The sequence below is a fragment of the Pseudoduganella sp. R-32 genome, assembly GCF_049913245.1.
Taxonomy (GTDB): domain Bacteria; phylum Pseudomonadota; class Gammaproteobacteria; order Burkholderiales; family Burkholderiaceae_D; genus Rugamonas.
On record NZ_CP183987.1, the window covers coordinates 6,386,527 to 6,406,020 of the forward strand.

Here is a 19,494-nt window from a genome sequence, read left to right on the forward strand (position 1 = left end):
ATGGGCAATTGCTCATAAATAGACAATAACGAAGATGGCGGGCGAAAACAAATTGCAGGAATATGCGTTTGAACAGATGAACCTGCAGGTTGGCGGGCGCATCCAGTTGATCACCCATCGCACGCTGCGGCCCATGCAGCATTTCTCGACCGTCATTGGCTGGGTGCGTGACGAGTACATGATCGTCAAGATCCCGATGGAGAACAACGGGCCGATCGCCGTTACCGAGGGCGACAAGCTGACGGTGCGGGTGTTCTCGGGTGTGAATGTCTGCTCCTTCTCGACTGTCGTGCAGCGCGTCTTCCTGCGGCCGCTGATGTATGCGCACGTGGCCTTCCCCAGCGAAATCCAGGGCACCAGCCTGCGCGCGGCAATGCGGGTGAAGGTCGAAATCCCGGCCAAGATGTCGCGCGATGACGGCCACCATGCTTCCGTCTTCCTGGTGAACCTGAGCGTGTCCGGCGCGCTGATCGAATCGGCCCAGCCCTTGAGCCGCGAGGGCGAGACGGTGCAGCTGGACTTTACCCTGCTGGCGCCGCCGGACGACCGGCAAGTGCGCATCAATACCCCGGCGCTGGTGCGCAACGCCACGGTCGCGCAGTCGCAGAAGGGAGACGGGAAGGATGTGTTCAGCTATGGCGTGCAATTCATCGGACTCGATCCGGCACACTTCACCCTGCTGCAAAACCTGACTTACGAGGCCATGCTGGCCGACCGTCAAAAAATCGTCTGACCGGTCCAGGGGACCACTTCAACTTTGAACGTCAGCTGAGGCGGAATGCCATCAGGATGCCGCTGAGGTCGAGGATCTCGCCACCCTTCAATGGGTGCGGCTGGCGCGGCATCGGGTCGCCGTTCAGCAGGGGCGATTTGTCGCCTTCCACGTGGGCGACGGAATAGCCTTCCAGGGCGCGAGTGATGACCACCACTTGCACGCCTGGCCGGCCCAGGCTGGTGACGGCCTTGGTCAGGCTCAGGGTCTTGCCGGCGTTGCTGCCGTTCAGGACTTCGATATGGGCGAGCGGCAGTTCGGCGAACTGGGTGTTCGGCGCGACGGCCGGGGCCGATGGCGGAACCGGCATGGCCGGGATGGTCGCTGCTGCGGCGGCCAGGGGGCGGATGCCGTCGCTGACGAATTCGAGGTGGTACTTGGCCATCTTGATCACATCCTTGTTCTGCAGGAAGTGCTTGCCGATGCGGTGGCCGTTCACAAATGTACCATTTGTGCTTTGCAGGTCTTCCAGGAAGGAATCGTCCAGGATGGTGGTGACGAGGGCATGCTCACCACTGACTGCGGGGTGATTCAGGACAATGTCGTTATGCTTATGGCGGCCGACGGTCATGCGCTCCTTGGTGAGCTGCACTGTCTGCTCGATAACACCTTCTCGCATCACGAGTAGTTTTGCCAAATCGATATCCTCCGGGTAAACAAAAACGGGGAGCCGAAGCTCCCCGTTATCATACAGCTACTATTACAGCATTGCCTTCAACAGACGAGCCATTTCGGAAGGATTCTTGGTAACCTTGATGCCGCAGGCTTCCATGATTTCCAGTTTGGCTTGTGCAGTGTCGGCGCCGCCGGAGATCAGCGCGCCGGCGTGGCCCATGCGCTTGCCTGGAGGAGCGGTCACACCGGCGATGAAGCCAACCACTGGCTTCTTCATGTTGTCCTTGATCCAACGGGCTGCGTTGGCTTCGTCCGGACCGCCGATTTCGCCGATCATGATCACAGCGTCGGTGTCAGGATCGTCGTTGAACATGCGCATCACGTCGATGTGCTTCAGGCCGTTGATCGGGTCGCCGCCGATACCCACGGCGGAAGACTGGCCCAGGCCCAGTGCGGTCAGCTGGCCGACTGCTTCATAGGTCAGGGTGCCGGAGCGCGAAACCACGCCGATACGGCCTTTCTTGTGGATGTGGCCAGGCATGATGCCGATCTTGATTTCGTCAGGGGTGATCAGGCCTGGGCAGTTAGGGCCCAACAGCAGGGTCTTGGAACCTGCTTTAGCCATGCGGTCTTTCACTTCCATCATGTCGCGGACTGGGATGCCTTCGGTAATGCAGATGGCCAGGTCCAGTTCAGCTTCTACGGCTTCCCAGATGGCAGCGGCTGCGCCTGCTGGTGGAACGTAGATCACGGAAACGGTTGCGCCGGTTTCCGAAGCTGCTTCCTTGACGGATGCGTAGATTGGGATGCCTTCGAAATCTTCGCCGGCTTTCTTAGGGTTCACGCCAGCAACGAAAGCTTCTCGGCCGTTCGCGTAGTCGCGGCACATGCGGGTGTGGAACTGGCCGGTCTTGCCGGTGATGCCCTGGGTGATGACTTTGGTGTCTTTATTGATCAGGATAGACATAGTGATTCCTTAATTATTTACCGGCAGCGGCAGCAACAACGCTCTTGGCTGCATCTTCCATGGTGTCAGCGGAGATGATTGGCAGGCCGGAGTCGGCCAGCATCTTCTTGCCCAGGTCTTCGTTGGTGCCCTTCATGCGGACGACCAGCGGTACTTGCAGGGACACGGCTTTGGATGCGGTGATCACGCCTTCGGCGATCACGTCGCAGCGCATGATGCCGCCGAAGATGTTCACCAGGATGGCTTTCAGGCCTGGGTTCTTCAGCATGATCTTGAACGCTTCGGTGACTTTCTCGGCCGTTGCGCCGCCGCCCACGTCCAGGAAGTTGGCTGGCTCGCCGCCGAACAGCTTGATGGTGTCCATGGTTGCCATGGCCAGGCCGGCGCCGTTCACCAGGCAGCCGATGTTGCCGTCCAGGGAGATGTAGGCCAGGTCGAATTTCGAAGCTTCGACTTCGGCTGGATCTTCTTCGTCCAGGTCGCGGTAAGCAACGATTTCCGGGTGGCGGAACAGGGCGTTGGAGTCGAAGTTGAACTTGGCGTCCAGGGCGATGACCTTGCCGGAACCGGTCAGGATCAGCGGGTTGATTTCAGCCAGGGAAGCATCGGTTTCCCAGTAGGCTTTGTACAGGCCTTGCAGGTTGGTCACCGCGTCGGCGATCGAGCCTTCCGGCACGCCGATCTTGGCGGCGATGCCGGCGGCTTCAGCGTCGGTCAGGCCAACGGCTGGATCGATCGCGATCGAGTGGATTTTTTCCGGGTGCGATTCAGCGACTTCTTCGATGTCCATGCCGCCTTCGGAGGAAGCCATCAGGACTACGCGCTGGGTGACGCGGTCGGTCACCAGGGAAACGTACAGTTCCTTCTTGATGTCGGCGCCTTCTTCGATCAGCAGGCGGCGGACTTTCTGGCCTTCAGGGCCGGTCTGGTGGGTCACCAGCTGCATGCCCATGATCTGGTCGGCGTACTCTTTCACCTGTTCCATGGTCTTGGCAACTTTCACGCCGCCGCCTTTACCACGGCCACCTGCATGGATCTGTGCCTTCACGACCCACACTGGGCCGCCCAGGGTTTCAGCAGCTTTCACTGCCTCTTCCACGGACATGCACGGAATACCGCGCGGTACGGTCACTCCGAACTTTCGGAGGATTTCTTTGCCTTGATACTCATGGATTTTCATGCTGGCTTTCCCTTCTTTCGAATACCTGTTTGTTGGTTAGATGTATTTTGTACAGCACCTAGGCTGCTTCCGTCTTGTTGACGTACCAGCGTGGGTAGAACTCGGCAACTGCCCCGCCATCGGTCTTGAGGGCGTGGCACTTGTCAAGTTGGAACGGTTTTTCTGTCGCAGTGCTGGAGCGCTCGTTCACTGGCCAGACATCGTTGGCAAAGGCTTGCACGGCTGCCGTCGGCAGCACCAGGGCCAATTCTGTCAGGTGGGTACAGCCTTGTACGCCGGCCAGCCTTTCCTTGACTGCATGGCGAAAACCCTTCATCAGGTTCAGGCCGATCAAGGCTTTGTAGGCGGGGCCGATCGTGTTGCAATGGCCAGGATAGGGAACAGCGTCCGAACTTGCTTCGGCATCGACGATGGTCAGCTGCTTATCGACGGTCACGCGCAGCCACAGGTCGTGCAGGGCTTCGTTGCCCTTGCGCGGGCCCGATGCCAGCATGGTGTCGAAGGATTTGATGTCCGTGATATGGGCGTCAAGATCCCACAGGCCATCCTCGCGTGAATACGCCTGGATGTCTATGGCGCGCGTGTGCCGCAGCGCTCGTCGGGAGACAGGATTTGACAAGGACATAAGACCGATGCCACTCAAAAGTGGCCAAAATTATAAGCAGCTAATCAGTACGCCGCAGCTTCTACGGACAACCACCGCACCCGCGGTGCTGCATAAAACTCTCGAAGTGTAGCATACCTTCCGAGGCCAATTTAAAAGTCCTCGTCGGGCATGGTGCCCTTCATGGCGGTGCGGATGGCCTTTTGTGAGAAGCCGCGCGACATGAGGAAGCGCAATTGCTTCTGTCGGCCTTCGGGATCTTCGGCCACTTCGCCGAATTTGCGGCGCCAGACTTCGCAGCAGCGCTCGACTTCGTCTTCTTTCAGGCTTTCCTTGACTTCGGCCAGCATGTCGCCGCCGATGCCGTGGTGCTGCAGCTCGGCCACGATGCGGCTGTTGCCGTAGCGGGCGGCGCGGCGGTGCACCAGGTTTTCGGAGAAGCGCTCTTCCGAGAGCCATTTGTTTTGCTCGAGGAAATTCAGGAGGGCTTCGACGTCGTCGCCCTCTTCCGCGTGGCGCTGCAGCTTGCGGGCGAGCTCGAGGCGGCTGTGCTCGCGCTGGCTGAGCAGGCGGAGAGCACGGGCTTTTAGGGTGGGTTTGGGGAGGGGCATCTGTTAAACCGGTAAACCGATGTCTGACCCGCAGGGTCAGACACCTTCTGATCTACGGCCTGTGGCTCCGGCATACCAGTGTCTGACCCTGCGGGTCAGACGGGACGGCCATCCGGCTGCCTTACCGGTTTTAGTCGACCGCGCGCAGCTTCGGCGCTTCTTCGCCATCATCGGAAACGGCCGGCAGCTCACGCACGCCCAGTGCCGCACGCACCTTGTTCTCGATTTCACGCGCCAGTGCCGGACGCTCCTTGAGGAAGGAACGGGCATTGTCCTTGCCCTGGCCGATACGCTCGCCGCCGTAGCTGTACCAGGAACCCGACTTCTCGACGATCTTGGCTTCCACGCCCAGGTCGATGATCTCGCCTTCGCGCGAAGTGCCTTCGCCATACAGGATGTCGAAGTGGGCTTCCTTGAACGGCGGCGCAATCTTGTTCTTGACCACCTTGACCTTGGTCTCGTTACCGATCACCTCGTCGCCCGACTTGATCGAGCCGGTACGGCGGATGTCGAGGCGCACGGAGGCGTAAAACTTCAGGGCATTGCCGCCGGTGGTGGTTTCCGGCGAGCCGAACATCACGCCGATCTTCATGCGGATCTGGTTAATGAAGATTACCAGGGTGTTGGTGCGGTTGATGGTGCCGGTCAGCTTGCGCAGCGCCTGGGACATCAGTCGCGCCTGCAGGCCCGGCAGGGAATCGCCCATATCGCCTTCGATTTCGGCTTTCGGGGTCAGCGCGGCAACCGAGTCGACCACGATCAGGTCCACGGAACCGGAGCGCACCAGCGCGTCGCAGATTTCCAGGGCCTGTTCGCCGGTATCCGGCTGGGAGATCAGCAGCTCGTGCAGGTTGACGCCCAGTTTTTGGGCATACACCACGTCCAGCGCGTGTTCCGCGTCGATGAAGGCGCAGGTGCCGCCCATTTTCTGCATTTCAGCGATGGCTTGCAGGGTCAGGGTGGTTTTACCGGAAGATTCAGGACCGTAGATTTCCACCACACGGCCGCGTGGCAGGCCGCCTACGCCCAGCGCGATATCCAGGCCCAGGGAGCCGGTGGAGACAGTCTGCACTTCCTCGATCGGGGCGGATGCGTCCATGCGCATCACGGAGCCTTTGCCAAACTGCTTTTCAATCTGGGCCAGTGCGGCCGCCAGGGCCTTGGCTTTTTCCGATGCAGGTACTGCGCCTTTTTTGTCGTCCATGATGTTCTTTCGCGGGCTAAATGAATTGAGTCACTACGTTGTACAGGTGGTACTGTATAAAATTACAGTGCTTTTGACAAGCCCCTTTTTGCAAACTTTGCGAAAAGTCAAACGGCTGGAGTACAGTGTCCTTATGCGTATCCTATTAGCCGAAGATGACAGCGTCCTCGCGGACGGCCTGACGCGCTCCCTGCGCCAGTCCGGCTATGCGATCGACTGCGTAAAAAACGGGCAGGAGGCGGACACCGCCCTGTCCACCCAGGAATTCGACCTGCTGATCCTGGACCTGGGCCTGCCCAAGATGTCCGGGCTGGAAGTGCTGCGCCGCCTGCGCACGCGCGGCTCGCTGCTGCCGGTGCTGATCCTGACCGCCGCCGACTCGGTCGAGCAGAGGGTCAACGGCCTCGACCTGGGCGCCGACGATTACATGGCCAAGCCGTTCGCGCTGTCCGAGCTGGAGGCGCGGGTGCGGGCGCTGACCCGGCGCGGCCAGGGCGGCGGCTCCACCGTCGTCAAGCACGGCCCCCTCACCTACGACCAGGTCGGGCGCAGCGCCTATATCAACGAGCAGATGCTGGACCTGTCGGCGCGCGAACTGGGCTTGCTGGAAATCCTGCTGGCGCGCACCGGGCGCCTGGTGTCGAAAGAGCAGCTGGTGGACCACCTGTGCGAATGGGGCGAAGAGGTCAGCAACAACGCCATCGAGGTCTATGTGCACCGCCTGCGCAAGAAGATTGAAGTGGGCGGCATCCGCATCGCCACCGTGCGCGGCCTCGGCTACTGCCTGGAGAAATTCAACCCGCCGCAACCGCCGGCCGCACCGTGAACGGCGAGCAGCAGGCCGCCGACTGGGCCCACGCCCCGGCCGCCGAAGAGAACGAGATCCAGCACTCGCTGTTCGGCGAGATCCTCGACTGGATGCTCGCTCCCCTGCTGCTGCTGTGGCCAATGAGCATCGCCATCACCTACCTGGTGGCGAAGTCGATCGCCAACCAGCCCTTCGACCATGCGCTGGAAGACACCGTCACCGTGCTCACGCAGCAGGTGCGCGAAGTGGGCGGCGTGATTCCCCGCCTGCCCGGCCCGGCGCGCGACATCCTGCGTGCCGACGACGTGGACAATATCTATTACCAGGTCAGCAGCCCGACCGGCGCCCACGTCGACGGCGACCGCGACCTGCCGCCGCCGCCGAAGCAGGATCCCGAGCTGCAGGACATCCGCGCCGGCGCGGTCCTGTTCCGCAACTCCACCCTGCACGGCACGCCGATCCGCATCGCCTGGACCTGGGTCAACCTGGAAGAAGACAAGGCGCAGCCGCAGCGCCTGGCCCTGGTGCAGGTCGGCGAAACGCTGGAAAAGCGCGCCAAGCTGGCCAATGAAATCATCAAGGGCGTGATCCTGCCGCAGTTCATCATCCTGCCAATCGTGCTGGCCCTGGTGTGGTTTGCACTGTCGCGCGGGCTGCTGCCGCTGCGTGAACTGCAGGAGCGCATCCGCGCCCGCCCGTCGGACGACCTGAGCCCGATCCCGCCGCGCCAGGTGCCGGAAGAAATCACGCCGCTGGTCAAGTCGCTCAATGAAATGCTGGAGCGCCTCAAACTGTCGATCGATTCGCAAAAGCGTTTCATCGCCGATGCTGCGCACCAGATGAAAACCCCGCTGGCCGGCATGCGCACCCAATCGGAACTGGCGCTGCGCCAGACCGACCAGGCCGAGGTGCACCGTTCGCTGGAACAGCTGGCCAAATCGTCGCAGGCGGCCACCCGCCTGGTCAACCAGCTGCTGGCACTGGCGCGCGCCGAGAACCAGCCGCAGGCCGGCACCGCCATGGAGCCGCTGGAGCTGGGCGGAATGGCGCGCAGCACGGTGCACGACTGGGTCCAGGCGTCCTTCAACTACGGCATCGACCTTGGCTACGAACCGCCGCCCGAGGACGTGCCGATTTCCGGCAACGCGATGATGCTGCGCGAGATGCTGTCCAACCTGATCGACAATGCCTTGCGCTACACGCCGCGCGGCAGCGCCGTCACGGTGCGCGTGCGCCGCACAGGCAAGCATGCCCTGCTTGAAGTGGAAGACAACGGCCCCGGCATCCCGGCAGCGGAGCGCGGCCATGTGTTCGAGCGCTTCTACCGCATCCTGGGCAGCAACACCGAGGGCTCCGGGCTGGGCCTGCCGATCGTGCGCGAAGTGGCGCAGCAGCACGAAGCGGAAGTCGACCTGTTCGCCAACCCGCGCACCACCGACCCGAAATACCCAGGCTGCCTGTTCCGCGTGACGTTCCCGCTGCGCGTGCCGGACACGCCGCCCGAAGAAGAAGAGGTACCGCATTTTGGATAAGCTCGAGCGCCACTGGCGCCGCGTACGCCGCATGACCGGCTGGCTGCTGGCCACCTGGCTCCTCACCACGTTCTGCATCATTTTCTTCGCGCGCGAATTGAGCGGGCTGTCGATCTTCGGCTGGCCGCTGTCGTTCTACCTGGCGGCGCAAGGCGCTTCGCTGATCTACCTTGGCATCATCGGCTTCTACGCCTGGCGCATGCGCGCGCTGGAGCGGCGCTACAGAAGCGAGCAGTTGCGCGAAAGCGGGGGCCAGGCATGAGGACGCCCTTCTTCCGCAAGCTGCAGCGCTACTACACGATCTTTACCGGCTGCTTCGCCATGTTCCTGCTCGCGCTGGCGATGCTGGAAAAGGAAGGCATGCCGCGCCTGTGGATCGGCTACCTGTTCATGTTCGCCACCATCATCCTGTACGCAGCGATCGGGGTGATCAGCCGCACTTCCAACGTGGCGGAGTATTACGTGGCGGGAAGGCGCGTGCCCTCGCTGTTCAACGGCATGGCCACGGCGGCCGACTGGATTTCGGCCGCGTCCTTCATTTCGCTGGCGGGCGGCCTGTACCTGCACGGCTTCGACGGCCTGGCCTACATCATGGGCTGGACCGGCGGCTACTGCCTGGTGGCGCTGCTGATCGGGCCTTACCTGCGCAAGTTCGGCCAGTACACGATTCCCGACTTTTTCGCGGCGCGCTACGGCGGCGGCTACAACGGCCGCGCCGTGCGGCTGATGGCTGTCGGCGCCACCATCATCGTTTCCTTCACCTACGTGGTGGCGCAGATCTACGCGGTGGGACTGATCGCTTCGCGCTTTACCGGCGTCGATTTCTCGGTCGGCATCTTCCTCGGCCTGGCGTCGATTCTGGTGTGCTCCTTCCTGGGCGGCATGCGGGCCATTACCTGGACCCAGGTGGCGCAGTACATTATTATCCTCGTGGCCTTCCTGATGCCGGCCATGTGGCTGGCGGTCAAGCACGGCGGCAATCCGGTGCCGCAGGTCGCCTACGGCAAGCTGCTGCCCAAGCTCAGCGCACGCGAGACGCAGCTGGCGCGCGACGAGAAAGAGGCCGAGGTGCGCGAAGTGTTCCTGCAGCGCGCCGAAGATTTCGGCGTGCGGCTGCACGGCTTGCCGGCCTCCTGGGATTCGGGCCGGCTCGAAGCGCAGCACAATCTGGACATGGTCAAGCAGCGCAATGGCTCGCTGCTGGAAATCCGCGCTGCAGAACGGGCACTGGCCAACTATCCGAAAACCGTGGAAGACGCGGCCGTCGTGTGGACCGCGCAGCGCAACTACAACCTGGCGCGCGGACGCGAACTGGTGAAGCACGCCGAGCCCTTCCCCGGCGCCGACCGCGAGCAGTCGGACCAGAAGCGCAACAACTTCCTGGCGCTGGTGTTCTGCCTGATGGTGGGCACGGCGGCCCTGCCGCATATCCTGATGCGCTCCTACACCACGCCTTCGGTGCAGGCGACGCGGGTGTCGGTGTTCTGGACCCTGTTCTTCATCCTGCTGGTGTACCTGACCATCCCGGCGTTGGCGGTGCTGGTCAAGTACGACATCTACAGCTCGCTGGTGGGCAGCGACTTCGCCCACCTGCCGACCTGGGTCTCCTACTGGGCCAATGTGGACAAGACCAGCCCGCTGCTGTCGATCAGCGACATCAACCTGGACGGCATTGTGCAGCTGGCGGAAATCCAGATCGACAGCGACGTGCTGGTGCTGGCCACGCCCGAGATTGCCGGCTTGCCGTATGTGGTGTCGGGACTGGTGGCGGCAGGCGGGCTGGCGGCAGCGCTGTCGACCGCCGACGGCCTGCTGCTGGCGATCTCGAACGCGCTCTCGCATGACGTGTACTACAAGATCGTCGACCCGCAGGCATCGACCCAGAAGCGGGTGACGATTTCCAAGCTGCTGTTGCTGGCTGTGGCCTTCATTGCCGCCTATGCCGCCTCGACCAAGCCGGGCGACATCCTGTCGCTGGTGGGCGCCGCCTTCTCGCTGGCAGCATCGACGCTGTTCCCGGCCCTGGTGGCCGGCGTGTTCTGGCAGCGCGCCAACCATCAGGGCGCAATGGCCGCGATGGTGGCAGGCTTCTTCACCTGCCTGTACTACATGCTGCATGCCAACCCGGTACTGGGCGGCAGCCTCAGCGGGCAGTGGTTCGGCATTGCCGCCAATTCGGCCGGCGTGTTCGGCGTGCCGGCCGGCCTGGCAGCGCTGGTGGCAGTCAGCCTGCTGACGCCGGCGCCGGATGCGCGCACCTTGTCGCTTGTGCGCCACATCCGCACGCCAGAATAAACGAATGTTACATTTGGCTAGTAGTTATGATTGCCAATAGAGTAACATTCGTTTCCTGTGAATATCCCATCGCACGCTCTGGAGATGCTGCTGCCGCAGCAGTATCCCCACTAGAAGCCTTCGCCGACAACCCCTGCATTCTTCTCCAATGATCAAGTATTTCCTGGCCGGACTGGCTACCGTGGCCGGACTGGCCCAGGCTGCGCCGCCAGCCCAGCATTTCTTCGAAGCGGCGCGCTACAAGGAAGCCCGGCTCTCGCCGAGCGGCCGCTACCTGGCGCTGCGCGTCGGCAGCAACGAGACCCGCGATTCGCTGGCTGTGATCGATACCGACACTTTGCAAGTGGTGAGCACCAAACGGCTGGCCGAATACGACGTTGGCCACATCCGTTGGGTCAACGATGAGCGCCTGGTCTATACCGTCACGGACAAAGACGCGGCGCCGGGGGACCGTCGCGTTGCCCCGGGACTCTATGCCATGAGCCGCGACGGCAAGGAAACGCGCCAGCTGGCTGAACACCACGGCGGCAATCAAAGCACAGGTTCGCATATCAAGTCGCGGCTGGAGCCATGGAATACTTACCTGATGGATGAGGATGGCGCCCAGGATTCCACCATCATCTACGTCGAGCGCCCGATCTGGACGGCGAAGGCCGGCTACGACATCGAGCGTACCGAACTGGTCAAGCTCGACACCGCGAGCGGCCAATCCAGCGTGCTGTCCCATCCAGGCATATCGCAGGGCTGGATGCTGGACCACAAGGGCGTGCCGACGATCATGGTGTCTTCGAAAGACGGCAATGAGACCATCCATTACCGCGACGCTGGCGGCGAATGGCGCGACGTCGCGACCCAGGCAACCTACGGCAGCAGCTCACAAGGCCTGTCGCCGATCGGTTTCTATGACGACAAGCGCCTGCTGGTCAGGACCCGCAAGAACGGCGACAAGGCCGCGCTGTACCTGATGGACCTCGGCACGGGCAAGATCGATGCCGAGCCATTGGTGGCGATGGCGGACTTCGACTTCAACGGCCGCATGGTGTATTCCAAGCAGCGCCTGGTCGGCATCCATTACCTGGCCGACGCCCGCTCCAGCGCCTGGTTCGACCCGGCGCTGCAAACGGCGCAGAAAGAAGTGGACCGCCAATTGGCCGGCCTGGTCAACATCATCACTCCGCCGACGCACCCGGACAGCGCCTGGACGCTGGTAGCCAGCTACTCGGATCGCCAGCCGCGCTTCTATTCCCTGTACAACAGCAACACCCGTGAAGTCAAAGGCCTGGGTGGCACGCACCCGGACATCAAGGCCGCCGAAATGGGCGCCCAGGACATCGTCAAGTACCGCGCCCGCGACGGGCTGGAGATCCCGGCCTGGCTGACATTGCCGGCCAAGGGCGGCAAGAAGCTGCCGATGGTGGTGCTGGTCCATGGCGGGCCTTATGTGCGCGGCAGTGAATGGGGCTGGGATGCCGATGGGCAGTTCCTTGCCTCGCGCGGTTACGCCGTGCTCGAGCCGGAATTCCGCGGTTCCACCGGCTACGGCCTGAAGTTGTTCAATGCAGGCCGGAAGCAATGGGGCTTGAAAATGCAGGACGATATTGCCGACAGCGTCAAGTGGGCGGTGGACAAAGGCATCGCCGATCCTGAGCGCGTGTGCATCATGGGCGGCAGCTATGGCGGTTACGCCACGCTGATGGGCCTGGTCAACGATCCAGGCGTTTATCGCTGCGGCATCGCGTACGCGGCCGTCACCGACATCCCCCTGCTGTACGACAGCGGCATGGCCGTCCTGTCCGACCTGCCGCCCGATTACAAGACCTACGGCGTGCCGGTGCTGGTGGGCGACCTGGAAAAAGACGCCGCGCAGTTCACTGCGACTTCGCCGCTGAAGCAGGCGGCACGCATCAAGCGCCCGCTGCTGCTGGCGCACGGCACGGATGATCGCCGCGTCCCCTTCCCGCATTACAGCAAACTGCGCAACGCGCTGCAAGACGCCAAGGCCGATGCCGAATTCGTTGAATACATCGGCGAAGGCCACGGCTGGAGCACGTTGAAGACCCGTCTCGACTTTTGGGGCCGGGTCGAGAAATTCCTCGACAAGCATATCGGCCAGAAATGATAGGGCAAGCCGTGGCGGACCCGGTTCGCCCGCCACGGATCAAGGGGAAAGTTACATTTGGCTAGTTTTCAAAGCTTGCCATTCCAGTAACATACGTTTCCCACAACAGTATTGGCAGCAAGCATGATGATCAAGCATTTTCTTCTGTCCCTGGCTACCGTCGGCGGCCTGGCGCACGCGGCCCCGCCGCTGCAGCAATTCTTCGAACCGGCCCATTTCAAGGACGCCGCCATCTCGCCAAGCGGCCGCTATGTAGCACTTCGTATCGGCGATAACACGCTGCGCGACGGCATGGTGGTCATCGACAGCGAAACCCAAGCCGTTGTCGGCGGCACGCGCCTTGCCGGTTACGATATCGCCGCCATCCGCTGGGTCAACGACAACCGCCTGGTGTACAACGTGGACGATTCCAAGCTGACCGCTGGCGAAACAGAATTTGCCCCTGGCCTATGGGCCGTCAACCGTGACGGCACGGACAAACGCCAACTGGCCGAACACAGGATCGCGTACGTCATCGGCAGTCTGATCACGCGCCATGTCGAACCGTGGAATACTTTTCTGATGAGTGAACGGGGCGCGCAGGATTCGGAGTTCATCTATGCCCGCCGCCCCGAATGGAAAGAACGCTCCCATGTCATTGAGCGCACCGACCTGATCAGGTTGAACACTTCGACCGGGCAAGCGACTACTGTCAGCCGCCCGGCGGCTGCGAAGTACTGGATGCTGGATCACAAGGGCGAGCCCAGCATCATGGTGTCGCTCAAGGACGGCAAGCAAACCTTCCACTACCGTGACCCTGCCAGCCGCGAATGGCGCGTCCTGGCCACCTTCACAGCTTACGGCGAGGAAGACGGCATCGAGCCGGTCGGCTTCGTCAATGACGAGCAGATGCTGGTCAAGGCCCGCCTGAAAGGAGACAAGGCGGCTCTGCACACCCTGGACCTGTCCTCCGGCAAGGTCGACCCGGAACCTCTGGTTTCGCTGAGCGACTACGACTTCAGCGGCAGCATGGTGTATTCGAACAAGCATCTGCTTGGCATCCACTACCTTGGCGAGGCGCGCAGCAGCATATGGTTCGATGCCGGTATGAAGGCGGCCCAGGCGGAAGTGGACAAGAGGTTGCCGGACCTGGTCAATATCATCACCCCGCCGGCAACTCCGGAAGTGCCTTGGCTGCTGGTAAGGAGCTATTCCGATCGCCAGCCACACACCTATCTGCTGTTCAACAGTAAGACCGGCCAGTTGAAAGTCATCGGTGCCAGCCACCCCGACATCAATCCGGCTGAAATGGGACGCCAGGAACTGGTCAAGGTCAAGGCGCGCGACGGCATGCAGATCCCGGTCTGGCTGACCAAGCCAGCCAAGGGCGGCAGCAAGCTGCCGATGGTGGTGATGGTGCATGGCGGCCCTTATGTGCGAGGCACCGCATGGGGCTGGGATTCCGACGCCCAGTTCCTGGCTTCACGCGGCTATGCCGTGCTGGAACCGGAATACAGGGGCTCGACAGGTTACGGCGTCAAACTGTTCTCCGCAGGCTTCAAGCAATGGGGCCTGAAAATGCAGGATGATATTGCCGACAGCGTTAAGTGGGCCGTTGAAAAAGGCATTGCCGACCCCGATCGCGTCTGCATCATGGGCGGCAGCTATGGCGGCTATGCCACCTTGATGGGACTGGTCAACGATCCGGAACTGTACCGCTGCGGGATTTCCTACCTGGCTGTCACCGACATTCCGCTGCTGTATGACGGCGGTATGGCCCTGCTGTCCGATCTGCCGGACGACTACAAGAAGCACGGCGTGCCGGTGCTGGTGGGTGACCTGGAAAAGGACGCCGCGCAGCTTGTTGCCACATCGCCGCTGAAGCAGGCGGCCCGCATCAAGCGACCTCTGCTGATGGCACACGGCAGCGACGACCGCCGCGTGCCCTTCGTGCATTTCAAAAAGATGCGCAGCGCATTGGAAGACGCCAAGGCCGATGCCGAATTCGTTGAATACGTGGGTGAGCAACACGGCTGGCATACGCTGAAGACCCGCCTCGACTTCTGGGGCCGGGTCGAGAAATTCCTCGACAAGCATATCGGCGCGGGGGCAAAAACGGAGTAAGCTGGCGGCTCGTCCGTCACTCACTTCGAAGGAGGCAGCGCGATGTCGTCTGGCAAAATCCTGGTCGCACAAGGGGGCGGTCCGACCGCCGTGATCAACCAGTCGCTGGTCGGCGTCGTGCTCGAAGCGCGCCGCTTCCGCAACGTGACGCGCATCTACGGTGCGCTGCACGGCGTGCGCGGCATCGTCAACGAGGACTTCGTCGACCTGACGCAGGAGACCAGCCATAACCTGGAACTGGTCGCCGCCACCCCTTCCTCCGCCCTCGGTTCCACACGCGACAAGCCGGACCTGAAGTACTGCGAAGAGATCTTCAAGGTGCTGAAGGCGCACGAGATCGAACACTTCTTCTACATCGGCGGCAACGATTCCTCGGATACCGTGCGCATCGTGGCCGAGCAGGCGCAGGCTGCCGGCTATCCGCTGCGCGCCATCCACATCCCCAAGACCATCGACAACGACCTGGTGGGCAATGACCACACGCCGGGTTTCCCCTCCGCTGCGCGCTTTGTGGCACAGGCCTTTGCCGGCGCCAACCTGGATAACGCTTCGCTGCCGGGCGTGTACGTGGGCGTGGTCATGGGCCGCCATGCCGGCTTCCTGACGGCAGCTTCCGCACTGGGCAAGAAATTCCCGGACGATGGGCCGCACCTGATCTACCTGCCGGAGCGCGTATTCTCGATCGAGCAGTTCCTGGCCGACGTCAAGGACACTTACGCGCGCTACGGGCGCTGCGTGGTGGCGGTGTCGGAGGGCATCCACGATGCATCCGGCGCGCCGATCGCCACCTTGCTGGCGAAGGAAGTGGAGCGCGATGCGCATGGCAACGTGCAGCTGTCCGGCACCGGCGCGCTGGCCGACCTGCTGTGCGACGAGATCAAGGACAAGCTGGGCATCAAGCGCGTGCGCGGCGATACTTTCGGCTACCTGCAGCGCTCCTTCATCGGTTGCGTGTCCGACGTGGACCAGCGCGAGGCGCGCGAAGTGGGCGAGAAGGCCGTGCAGTTCGCCATGTGGGGCGACCGCAACGGCTCGGTGGCGATCAAGCGCACCGGCTTCTATTCGGTCGACTATGAGCTGATGCCGCTGGAAGCGGTGGCAGGCAAGACGCGCACCATGGAAGACGAATTCATTGACGAGAAAGGCACCGGCGTGACCGATGCCTTCCGCATGTACCTGCGTCCCCTGCTCGGCTCCGGCATGCCGGACGCCTATCGCCTGCGCCCGGCGCCGGTGCCGAAGATCCTCAAGCGTTAGAACATCGCCGGCAATTCCGCCGCCAGGAAGTCGGACAGGGCGCGCACCTTGGTCTGCAGGTGGCGGTTGCCGGGATAAACGATGTAGGCCACGCGCGGTTGCAAATGCCAGGCCGGCAGGACGCGTTCCAGCGCGCCGTGGGCCAGCATCGGCCGGGCAATGAAGGATGGCAGCGAACCGATGCCCTGCCCCGCCGCCAGCATCTGTCCCAGCATCAGGCTGTTGTCCAGCCACATGCGCACCGGCGGCTCGATTTCGACCGTCCCTCCCTCGCCATCCAACCGCCACAGGCCGGGCGCTTCCGCCAGGCGGAAGGCCAGGGCGCGGTGGGCAAGCAGGTCGTGCGGCTTCTGCGGCGCGCCGTGTTCTCGCAGGTAGCTGGGGGAGGCGCATAGCCATTGCTCCACCTTGCCGGCCGAACGTACCACCAGCGAGGAATCGGGCAGCGTGGTGCGCACGCGCAGCGACAGGTCGAAGCCTTCCGCCACTACGTCGAGCAAGCGGTCCGCCATGGTCAGCTCGACGTCGATCTCGGGATACTGGTCCATGAAACGCGCCAGCAGCGGCGGCAGCACCACCAGGCTGAGCGACATCGGGGCGTTGATACGCACGCGCCCTTTCATGGCGGCCTGCTCGCCGCTGGTGCTGCGTTCAAGCTCCTCCAGTTCGTCGAGCAGGCGGCAGCATTCCTGGAAATAGGCGCGGCCGGTATCGGTCAGGCTCATGGTGCGCGTGGTGCGCAATAGCAATGCTGCGTGCAGGCCCTGCTCCAGCCAGCGCACTTGCTTGCCGATGCCGGCCGGCGACAGCCCCAGTTCCTCGGCCGCCTTGCTGAAGCTGCCGCGCTCGACCACGCGGCGAAAGGCGTGCATGGCCGCCAGCTTGTCCATTCGATCCTCCTGGTAAAAAGTCTTTATCAAAAACGCCTGATTATCTTAGCGGCAGAATCAAATATGCTGGCCTCACTGAACTTTCTTTCAAAGGAACCAAGATGAGACTCGCAACTACCCTCGCCGCCTTGCTGCTGTCCGCCAATGCCCTGGCCGCCGAACCGGGCACCAGCCGCTGGGGGCCGCAAGATGAGATCGGGCGACTGAACCTGGTCACGCAAGCCTCCAGCGCGGCCATCCTGGCCCGCATCAGCGGAGGCCGCGCATACGACCTGTCGGTGGACTATTTCGTCGGCATGCCGAGCTGGCAGGCTGCCGGCGACCCGCCTTACCTGATGTGGATGACGCATACGCCGCACGGCAATGTGCTGTCGGACCCGATGGAGACCGGCAAAGCCATGAACCAGCACGTCAGCTACACGGGCAGCGCCATCTCGATGTATGCGCACATGGGCACCCATATCGATGCGCTCAACCACTTCGGCCTGAATGGCAAGATCTGGAATGGCTTCAAGGCTTCCGAACACCTGGGAGACCGGGGCTGGAAAGTGGCCGGTGCGGAGAAGCTGCCGCCCATCGTGGCGCGCGGCGTGCTGATCGACGTGGCGGCGGCCAAGGGCGTCTCCATGCTGCCGGATAACTACCGCGTCACTGGCAAGGACCTGGCCGAAGCGCTGGCGCGACAGAAGGTGGCGCTGCAGAAAGGCGATGTGGTGCTGATCCGCACCGGGCGCATGCAGCAGTTCGAGAAGGCCCAGGCCTTCATGCAGAACCCGCCCGGCATGGGCCTGGATGCGGCGCGCTTCCTGGTGGAGCAGAACGGCGCTATGGTGGTGGGGGCGGACAACCTGAGCTTCGAGGCCTTTCCTTCCGAGGCCAAGGACAACTACATCCCGGTCCACACCTACCTGCTGGCCGAGCATGGGGTGCCCATCATTGAGCTGGTCAACCTGGAAGAACTGGCGCGCGACAAGGTCTATGAGTTTGCCTTTATCGGCGCCTCGCTCAAGCTGCGCGGTGCGGATGCGGCGCCAATGCGGCCGATCGCGCTGCCGCTGCGTTGATCACTCCTGGTGGACGTCGCGGTAGGCCAGCATGTCCACCAGGCGTTCTTCCTTGTCGGGATCGAAGCCGCAGGTGGCTTCGAACTTCTCCGGGTTCTCGTAGGTTCCGAACAGCATGTCCCACCACACGATGTCTCCGTAGTTGTTCTTGTGGCGGCCGTACTGGTGGTGGATGCGGTGCATCTCGGGACGCTGGAAGAACCAGCCGACCCAGCGCGGCGTGGTAACGCTGGTGTGGTAGAAGAATTCGCCGAGCGCGGTGCACAGCGTATAGACCGCGCCGGATTCCGGAGACAGGCCAAGGAAGGCATAGACCAGCAGGCTGCCGATGATCGAGTTGACGATCATTTCGCCGGGATGCTTGTAGAACGAGGTGATGACTTCGATGCGCTGCGGGCTGTGGTGGATCTGGTGGAACAGGCGCCACAGCAAATCCGATTCGTGGCGCACGCGATGCCACCAGTAGAACACAAAGGTGGCGATGAAGTAGGCCAGCAGGCCGCCGACAACCGGGCCGACATGGTCCGACAAGTGCAGCAGCGAGGCTTGCGAAGTCCAGCGTTCCCAGCTCACGCCGGCCAGCAGCACGACGCCAAGCTGCACGGCATTGATGGCAAGAACGCGCACGGGCCAGGTGCGGATACGGGGAAGTTTCCAGCCGGGGCGCAGGCGCTCCAGTACAAAGCAGGCGGCGAAAACAATGAAGATTGTGGTGAGCATGGCGTGTCCTTTCGTTTGGCAAGGACGAAATGATCGCGCCAGCGCTTTGCACAAGCCCCGAAATTCCGCCGAGGTATCGGATTCAGATACTGCCGGCATATAGGGCAAGTTCTCGCCTGTTGGCGGCCTAGCATGGTGGCTCTTTCAAACAGGAGACAACCATGAAAAAACTGATTGGGGCACTGGCGCTGGCGGCAAGCGGCGCGGCTGGCGCGGTCGGCGGCACGGCGACGGCAAGTGCACCTGCTGCCGCCGAAATCGAACGGGCGCGGCATGCTTTCGACTTCCTGCACGGCGACTGGACGGTGCAGAACCGGCGCCAGTCCGATTACGCCAATCCGGACAGCCCGTGGGAAACCTTCAGCGCCAGCAACCTGGTGCACGCGCTGCCGGCCGGCATCGGCAACTTCGACGAGTACCGGCCGCTGGGCGACTGGCGGCCCGGCTTCGTGGCGATGACCTTGCGCGTATTCGATCCAACGACCGGGCGCTGGAGCATCTACTGGCTGACCAACCGCGACGGCGGGCTCGATCCCGCCACCGGCACCTTGCTGCCGCCGGCGGTGGGCCGTTTCGATGCCGATGGCGTGGGACGCTTCGAAGGCGAAGAAGTCTACAAAGGCCGCACGGCCCGCGTGCGCTTCACCTGGACCCGCAGCAGCGAGCGCCAGGCGCGCTGGGAGCAAGCCTACTCCTGGGATGATGGCACCAGCTGGCAGACCAACTGGGTCATGGAGTTCACCCGTCGATAGC

18 protein-coding genes are annotated in these 19,494 nt (G+C 62.7%); 10 read left to right on the forward strand and 8 right to left on the reverse strand.

Going from position 1 to position 19,494, the window contains the following annotated elements; all coding sequences use genetic code 11:
* Positions 1-34 precede the first annotated feature (34 nt).
* A complete protein-coding gene (locus ACN9MU_RS29340; protein WP_426165389.1) occupies positions 35-733 on the forward strand; it encodes a flagellar brake protein in 699 nt (232 codons plus the stop codon).
* Between the two features lie 31 nt (positions 734-764).
* Here ACN9MU_RS29340 and ACN9MU_RS29345 read toward each other — a convergent pair whose 3' ends face one another.
* From ACN9MU_RS29345 to recA, 6 genes are all read right to left on the reverse strand, one after another.
* Entirely contained in the window at positions 765-1,409 is a 645-nt protein-coding gene (locus ACN9MU_RS29345) for an FHA domain-containing protein (protein WP_426343844.1), read from the reverse strand.
* 63 nt (positions 1,410-1,472) lie between these two features.
* Positions 1,473-2,354 carry a succinate--CoA ligase subunit alpha gene (gene sucD / locus ACN9MU_RS29350; protein WP_155454657.1) on the reverse strand — a complete coding sequence of 294 codons (882 nt, stop codon included), beginning with the start codon at positions 2,352-2,354 and terminating at the stop codon, positions 1,473-1,475.
* Between the two features lie 13 nt (positions 2,355-2,367).
* On the reverse strand, positions 2,368-3,534 hold the full coding sequence (gene sucC / locus ACN9MU_RS29355; RefSeq protein ID WP_426165393.1) for an ADP-forming succinate--CoA ligase subunit beta: 1,167 nt from the start codon (positions 3,532-3,534) through the stop codon (positions 2,368-2,370).
* Between the two features lie 58 nt (positions 3,535-3,592).
* Positions 3,593-4,159, reverse strand: coding sequence for a DUF2889 domain-containing protein (locus ACN9MU_RS29360; RefSeq protein WP_426165395.1), 567 nt, complete (start codon positions 4,157-4,159; stop codon positions 3,593-3,595).
* A 131-nt stretch (positions 4,160-4,290) separates the two neighbouring features.
* Positions 4,291-4,749 carry a recombination regulator RecX gene (gene recX / locus ACN9MU_RS29365; RefSeq protein WP_426165397.1) on the reverse strand — a complete coding sequence of 153 codons (459 nt, stop codon included), beginning with the start codon at positions 4,747-4,749 and terminating at the stop codon, positions 4,291-4,293.
* 130 nt (positions 4,750-4,879) lie between these two features.
* On the reverse strand, positions 4,880-5,953 hold the full coding sequence (gene recA, locus ACN9MU_RS29370; RefSeq protein ID WP_426165399.1) for a recombinase RecA: 1,074 nt from the start codon (positions 5,951-5,953) through the stop codon (positions 4,880-4,882).
* A gap of 133 nt (positions 5,954-6,086) precedes the next feature.
* On the opposite strand from recA, the gene ACN9MU_RS29375 reads away from it, so the two are divergent.
* The 7 genes from ACN9MU_RS29375 (at position 6,087) to ACN9MU_RS29405 (ending at position 16,067) form a co-directional block, all read left to right on the forward strand.
* On the forward strand, positions 6,087-6,779 hold the full coding sequence (locus ACN9MU_RS29375; protein ID WP_426165401.1) for a response regulator: 693 nt from the start codon (positions 6,087-6,089) through the stop codon (positions 6,777-6,779).
* Positions 6,776-8,293 carry a sensor histidine kinase N-terminal domain-containing protein gene (locus tag ACN9MU_RS29380; protein ID WP_426319428.1) on the forward strand — a complete coding sequence of 506 codons (1,518 nt, stop codon included), beginning with the start codon at positions 6,776-6,778 and terminating at the stop codon, positions 8,291-8,293. The genes ACN9MU_RS29375 and ACN9MU_RS29380 overlap by 4 nt, the downstream gene beginning before the upstream one ends.
* On the forward strand, positions 8,286-8,555 hold the full coding sequence (locus tag ACN9MU_RS29385) for a DUF4212 domain-containing protein (protein ID WP_426319429.1): 270 nt from the start codon (positions 8,286-8,288) through the stop codon (positions 8,553-8,555). The genes ACN9MU_RS29380 and ACN9MU_RS29385 overlap by 8 nt, the downstream gene beginning before the upstream one ends.
* Positions 8,552-10,588 (forward strand): sodium:solute symporter family protein, encoded by a 2,037-nt coding sequence (locus tag ACN9MU_RS29390; RefSeq protein WP_426343845.1) that lies wholly within the window; start codon positions 8,552-8,554, stop codon positions 10,586-10,588. The genes ACN9MU_RS29385 and ACN9MU_RS29390 overlap by 4 nt, the downstream gene beginning before the upstream one ends.
* A 148-nt stretch (positions 10,589-10,736) precedes the next feature.
* Positions 10,737-12,707 carry a S9 family peptidase gene (locus ACN9MU_RS29395; protein WP_426343846.1) on the forward strand — a complete coding sequence of 657 codons (1,971 nt, stop codon included), beginning with the start codon at positions 10,737-10,739 and terminating at the stop codon, positions 12,705-12,707.
* A 123-nt stretch (positions 12,708-12,830) separates the two neighbouring features.
* Positions 12,831-14,810 carry an alpha/beta hydrolase family protein gene (locus ACN9MU_RS29400; protein WP_426343847.1) on the forward strand — a complete coding sequence of 660 codons (1,980 nt, stop codon included), beginning with the start codon at positions 12,831-12,833 and terminating at the stop codon, positions 14,808-14,810.
* A 42-nt stretch (positions 14,811-14,852) separates the two neighbouring features.
* On the forward strand, positions 14,853-16,067 hold the full coding sequence (locus ACN9MU_RS29405) for a 6-phosphofructokinase (protein WP_426165413.1): 1,215 nt from the start codon (positions 14,853-14,855) through the stop codon (positions 16,065-16,067).
* Here the strand turns inward: ACN9MU_RS29405 and ACN9MU_RS29410 are convergent.
* A complete protein-coding gene (locus ACN9MU_RS29410) occupies positions 16,064-16,957 on the reverse strand; it encodes a LysR family transcriptional regulator (RefSeq protein ID WP_426343848.1) in 894 nt (297 codons plus the stop codon). The two genes, ACN9MU_RS29405 and ACN9MU_RS29410, sit on opposite strands and share 4 nt — an antisense overlap.
* A gap of 101 nt (positions 16,958-17,058) precedes the next feature.
* Between ACN9MU_RS29410 and ACN9MU_RS29415 the strand changes: the two genes are divergently transcribed.
* Positions 17,059-18,021, forward strand: coding sequence for a cyclase family protein (locus tag ACN9MU_RS29415; RefSeq protein ID WP_426343849.1), 963 nt, complete (start codon positions 17,059-17,061; stop codon positions 18,019-18,021).
* Here ACN9MU_RS29415 and ACN9MU_RS29420 read toward each other — a convergent pair whose 3' ends face one another.
* The gene (locus tag ACN9MU_RS29420; RefSeq protein WP_426319435.1) at positions 18,022-18,741 is read right to left on the reverse strand and encodes a sterol desaturase family protein; all 720 of its coding nucleotides are present in this window, start codon (positions 18,739-18,741) and stop codon (positions 18,022-18,024) included.
* 161 nt (positions 18,742-18,902) lie between these two features.
* On the opposite strand from ACN9MU_RS29420, the gene ACN9MU_RS29425 reads away from it, so the two are divergent.
* Positions 18,903-19,493 carry a hypothetical protein gene (locus ACN9MU_RS29425; protein ID WP_426343850.1) on the forward strand — a complete coding sequence of 197 codons (591 nt, stop codon included), beginning with the start codon at positions 18,903-18,905 and terminating at the stop codon, positions 19,491-19,493.
* Position 19,494 lies beyond the last annotated feature (1 nt).

Bases quoted from the DNA above. Each gene is read 5' to 3' on its own strand.
- ACN9MU_RS29340 (WP_426165389.1), top strand. From the start codon at position 35: ATGGCGGGCGAAAACAAATTGCAGGAATATGCGTTTGAACAGATGAAC.
- sucD (WP_155454657.1), bottom strand. From the start codon at position 2,354: ATGTCTATCCTGATCAATAAAGACACCAAAGTCATCACCCAGGGCATC.
- sucC (WP_426165393.1), bottom strand. From the start codon at position 3,534: ATGAAAATCCATGAGTATCAAGGCAAAGAAATCCTCCGAAAGTTCGGA.
- ACN9MU_RS29360 (WP_426165395.1), bottom strand. From the start codon at position 4,159: ATGTCCTTGTCAAATCCTGTCTCCCGACGAGCGCTGCGGCACACGCGC.
- recX (WP_426165397.1), bottom strand. From the start codon at position 4,749: ATGCCCCTCCCCAAACCCACCCTAAAAGCCCGTGCTCTCCGCCTGCTC.
- recA (WP_426165399.1), bottom strand. From the start codon at position 5,953: ATGGACGACAAAAAAGGCGCAGTACCTGCATCGGAAAAAGCCAAGGCC.
- ACN9MU_RS29375 (WP_426165401.1), top strand. From the start codon at position 6,087: ATGCGTATCCTATTAGCCGAAGATGACAGCGTCCTCGCGGACGGCCTG.
- ACN9MU_RS29390 (WP_426343845.1), top strand. From the start codon at position 8,552: ATGAGGACGCCCTTCTTCCGCAAGCTGCAGCGCTACTACACGATCTTT.
- ACN9MU_RS29395 (WP_426343846.1), top strand. From the start codon at position 10,737: ATGATCAAGTATTTCCTGGCCGGACTGGCTACCGTGGCCGGACTGGCC.
- ACN9MU_RS29400 (WP_426343847.1), top strand. From the start codon at position 12,831: ATGATGATCAAGCATTTTCTTCTGTCCCTGGCTACCGTCGGCGGCCTG.
- ACN9MU_RS29405 (WP_426165413.1), top strand. From the start codon at position 14,853: ATGTCGTCTGGCAAAATCCTGGTCGCACAAGGGGGCGGTCCGACCGCC.
- ACN9MU_RS29410 (WP_426343848.1), bottom strand. From the start codon at position 16,957: ATGGACAAGCTGGCGGCCATGCACGCCTTTCGCCGCGTGGTCGAGCGC.
- ACN9MU_RS29415 (WP_426343849.1), top strand. From the start codon at position 17,059: ATGAGACTCGCAACTACCCTCGCCGCCTTGCTGCTGTCCGCCAATGCC.
- ACN9MU_RS29420 (WP_426319435.1), bottom strand. From the start codon at position 18,741: ATGCTCACCACAATCTTCATTGTTTTCGCCGCCTGCTTTGTACTGGAG.
- ACN9MU_RS29425 (WP_426343850.1), top strand. From the start codon at position 18,903: ATGAAAAAACTGATTGGGGCACTGGCGCTGGCGGCAAGCGGCGCGGCT.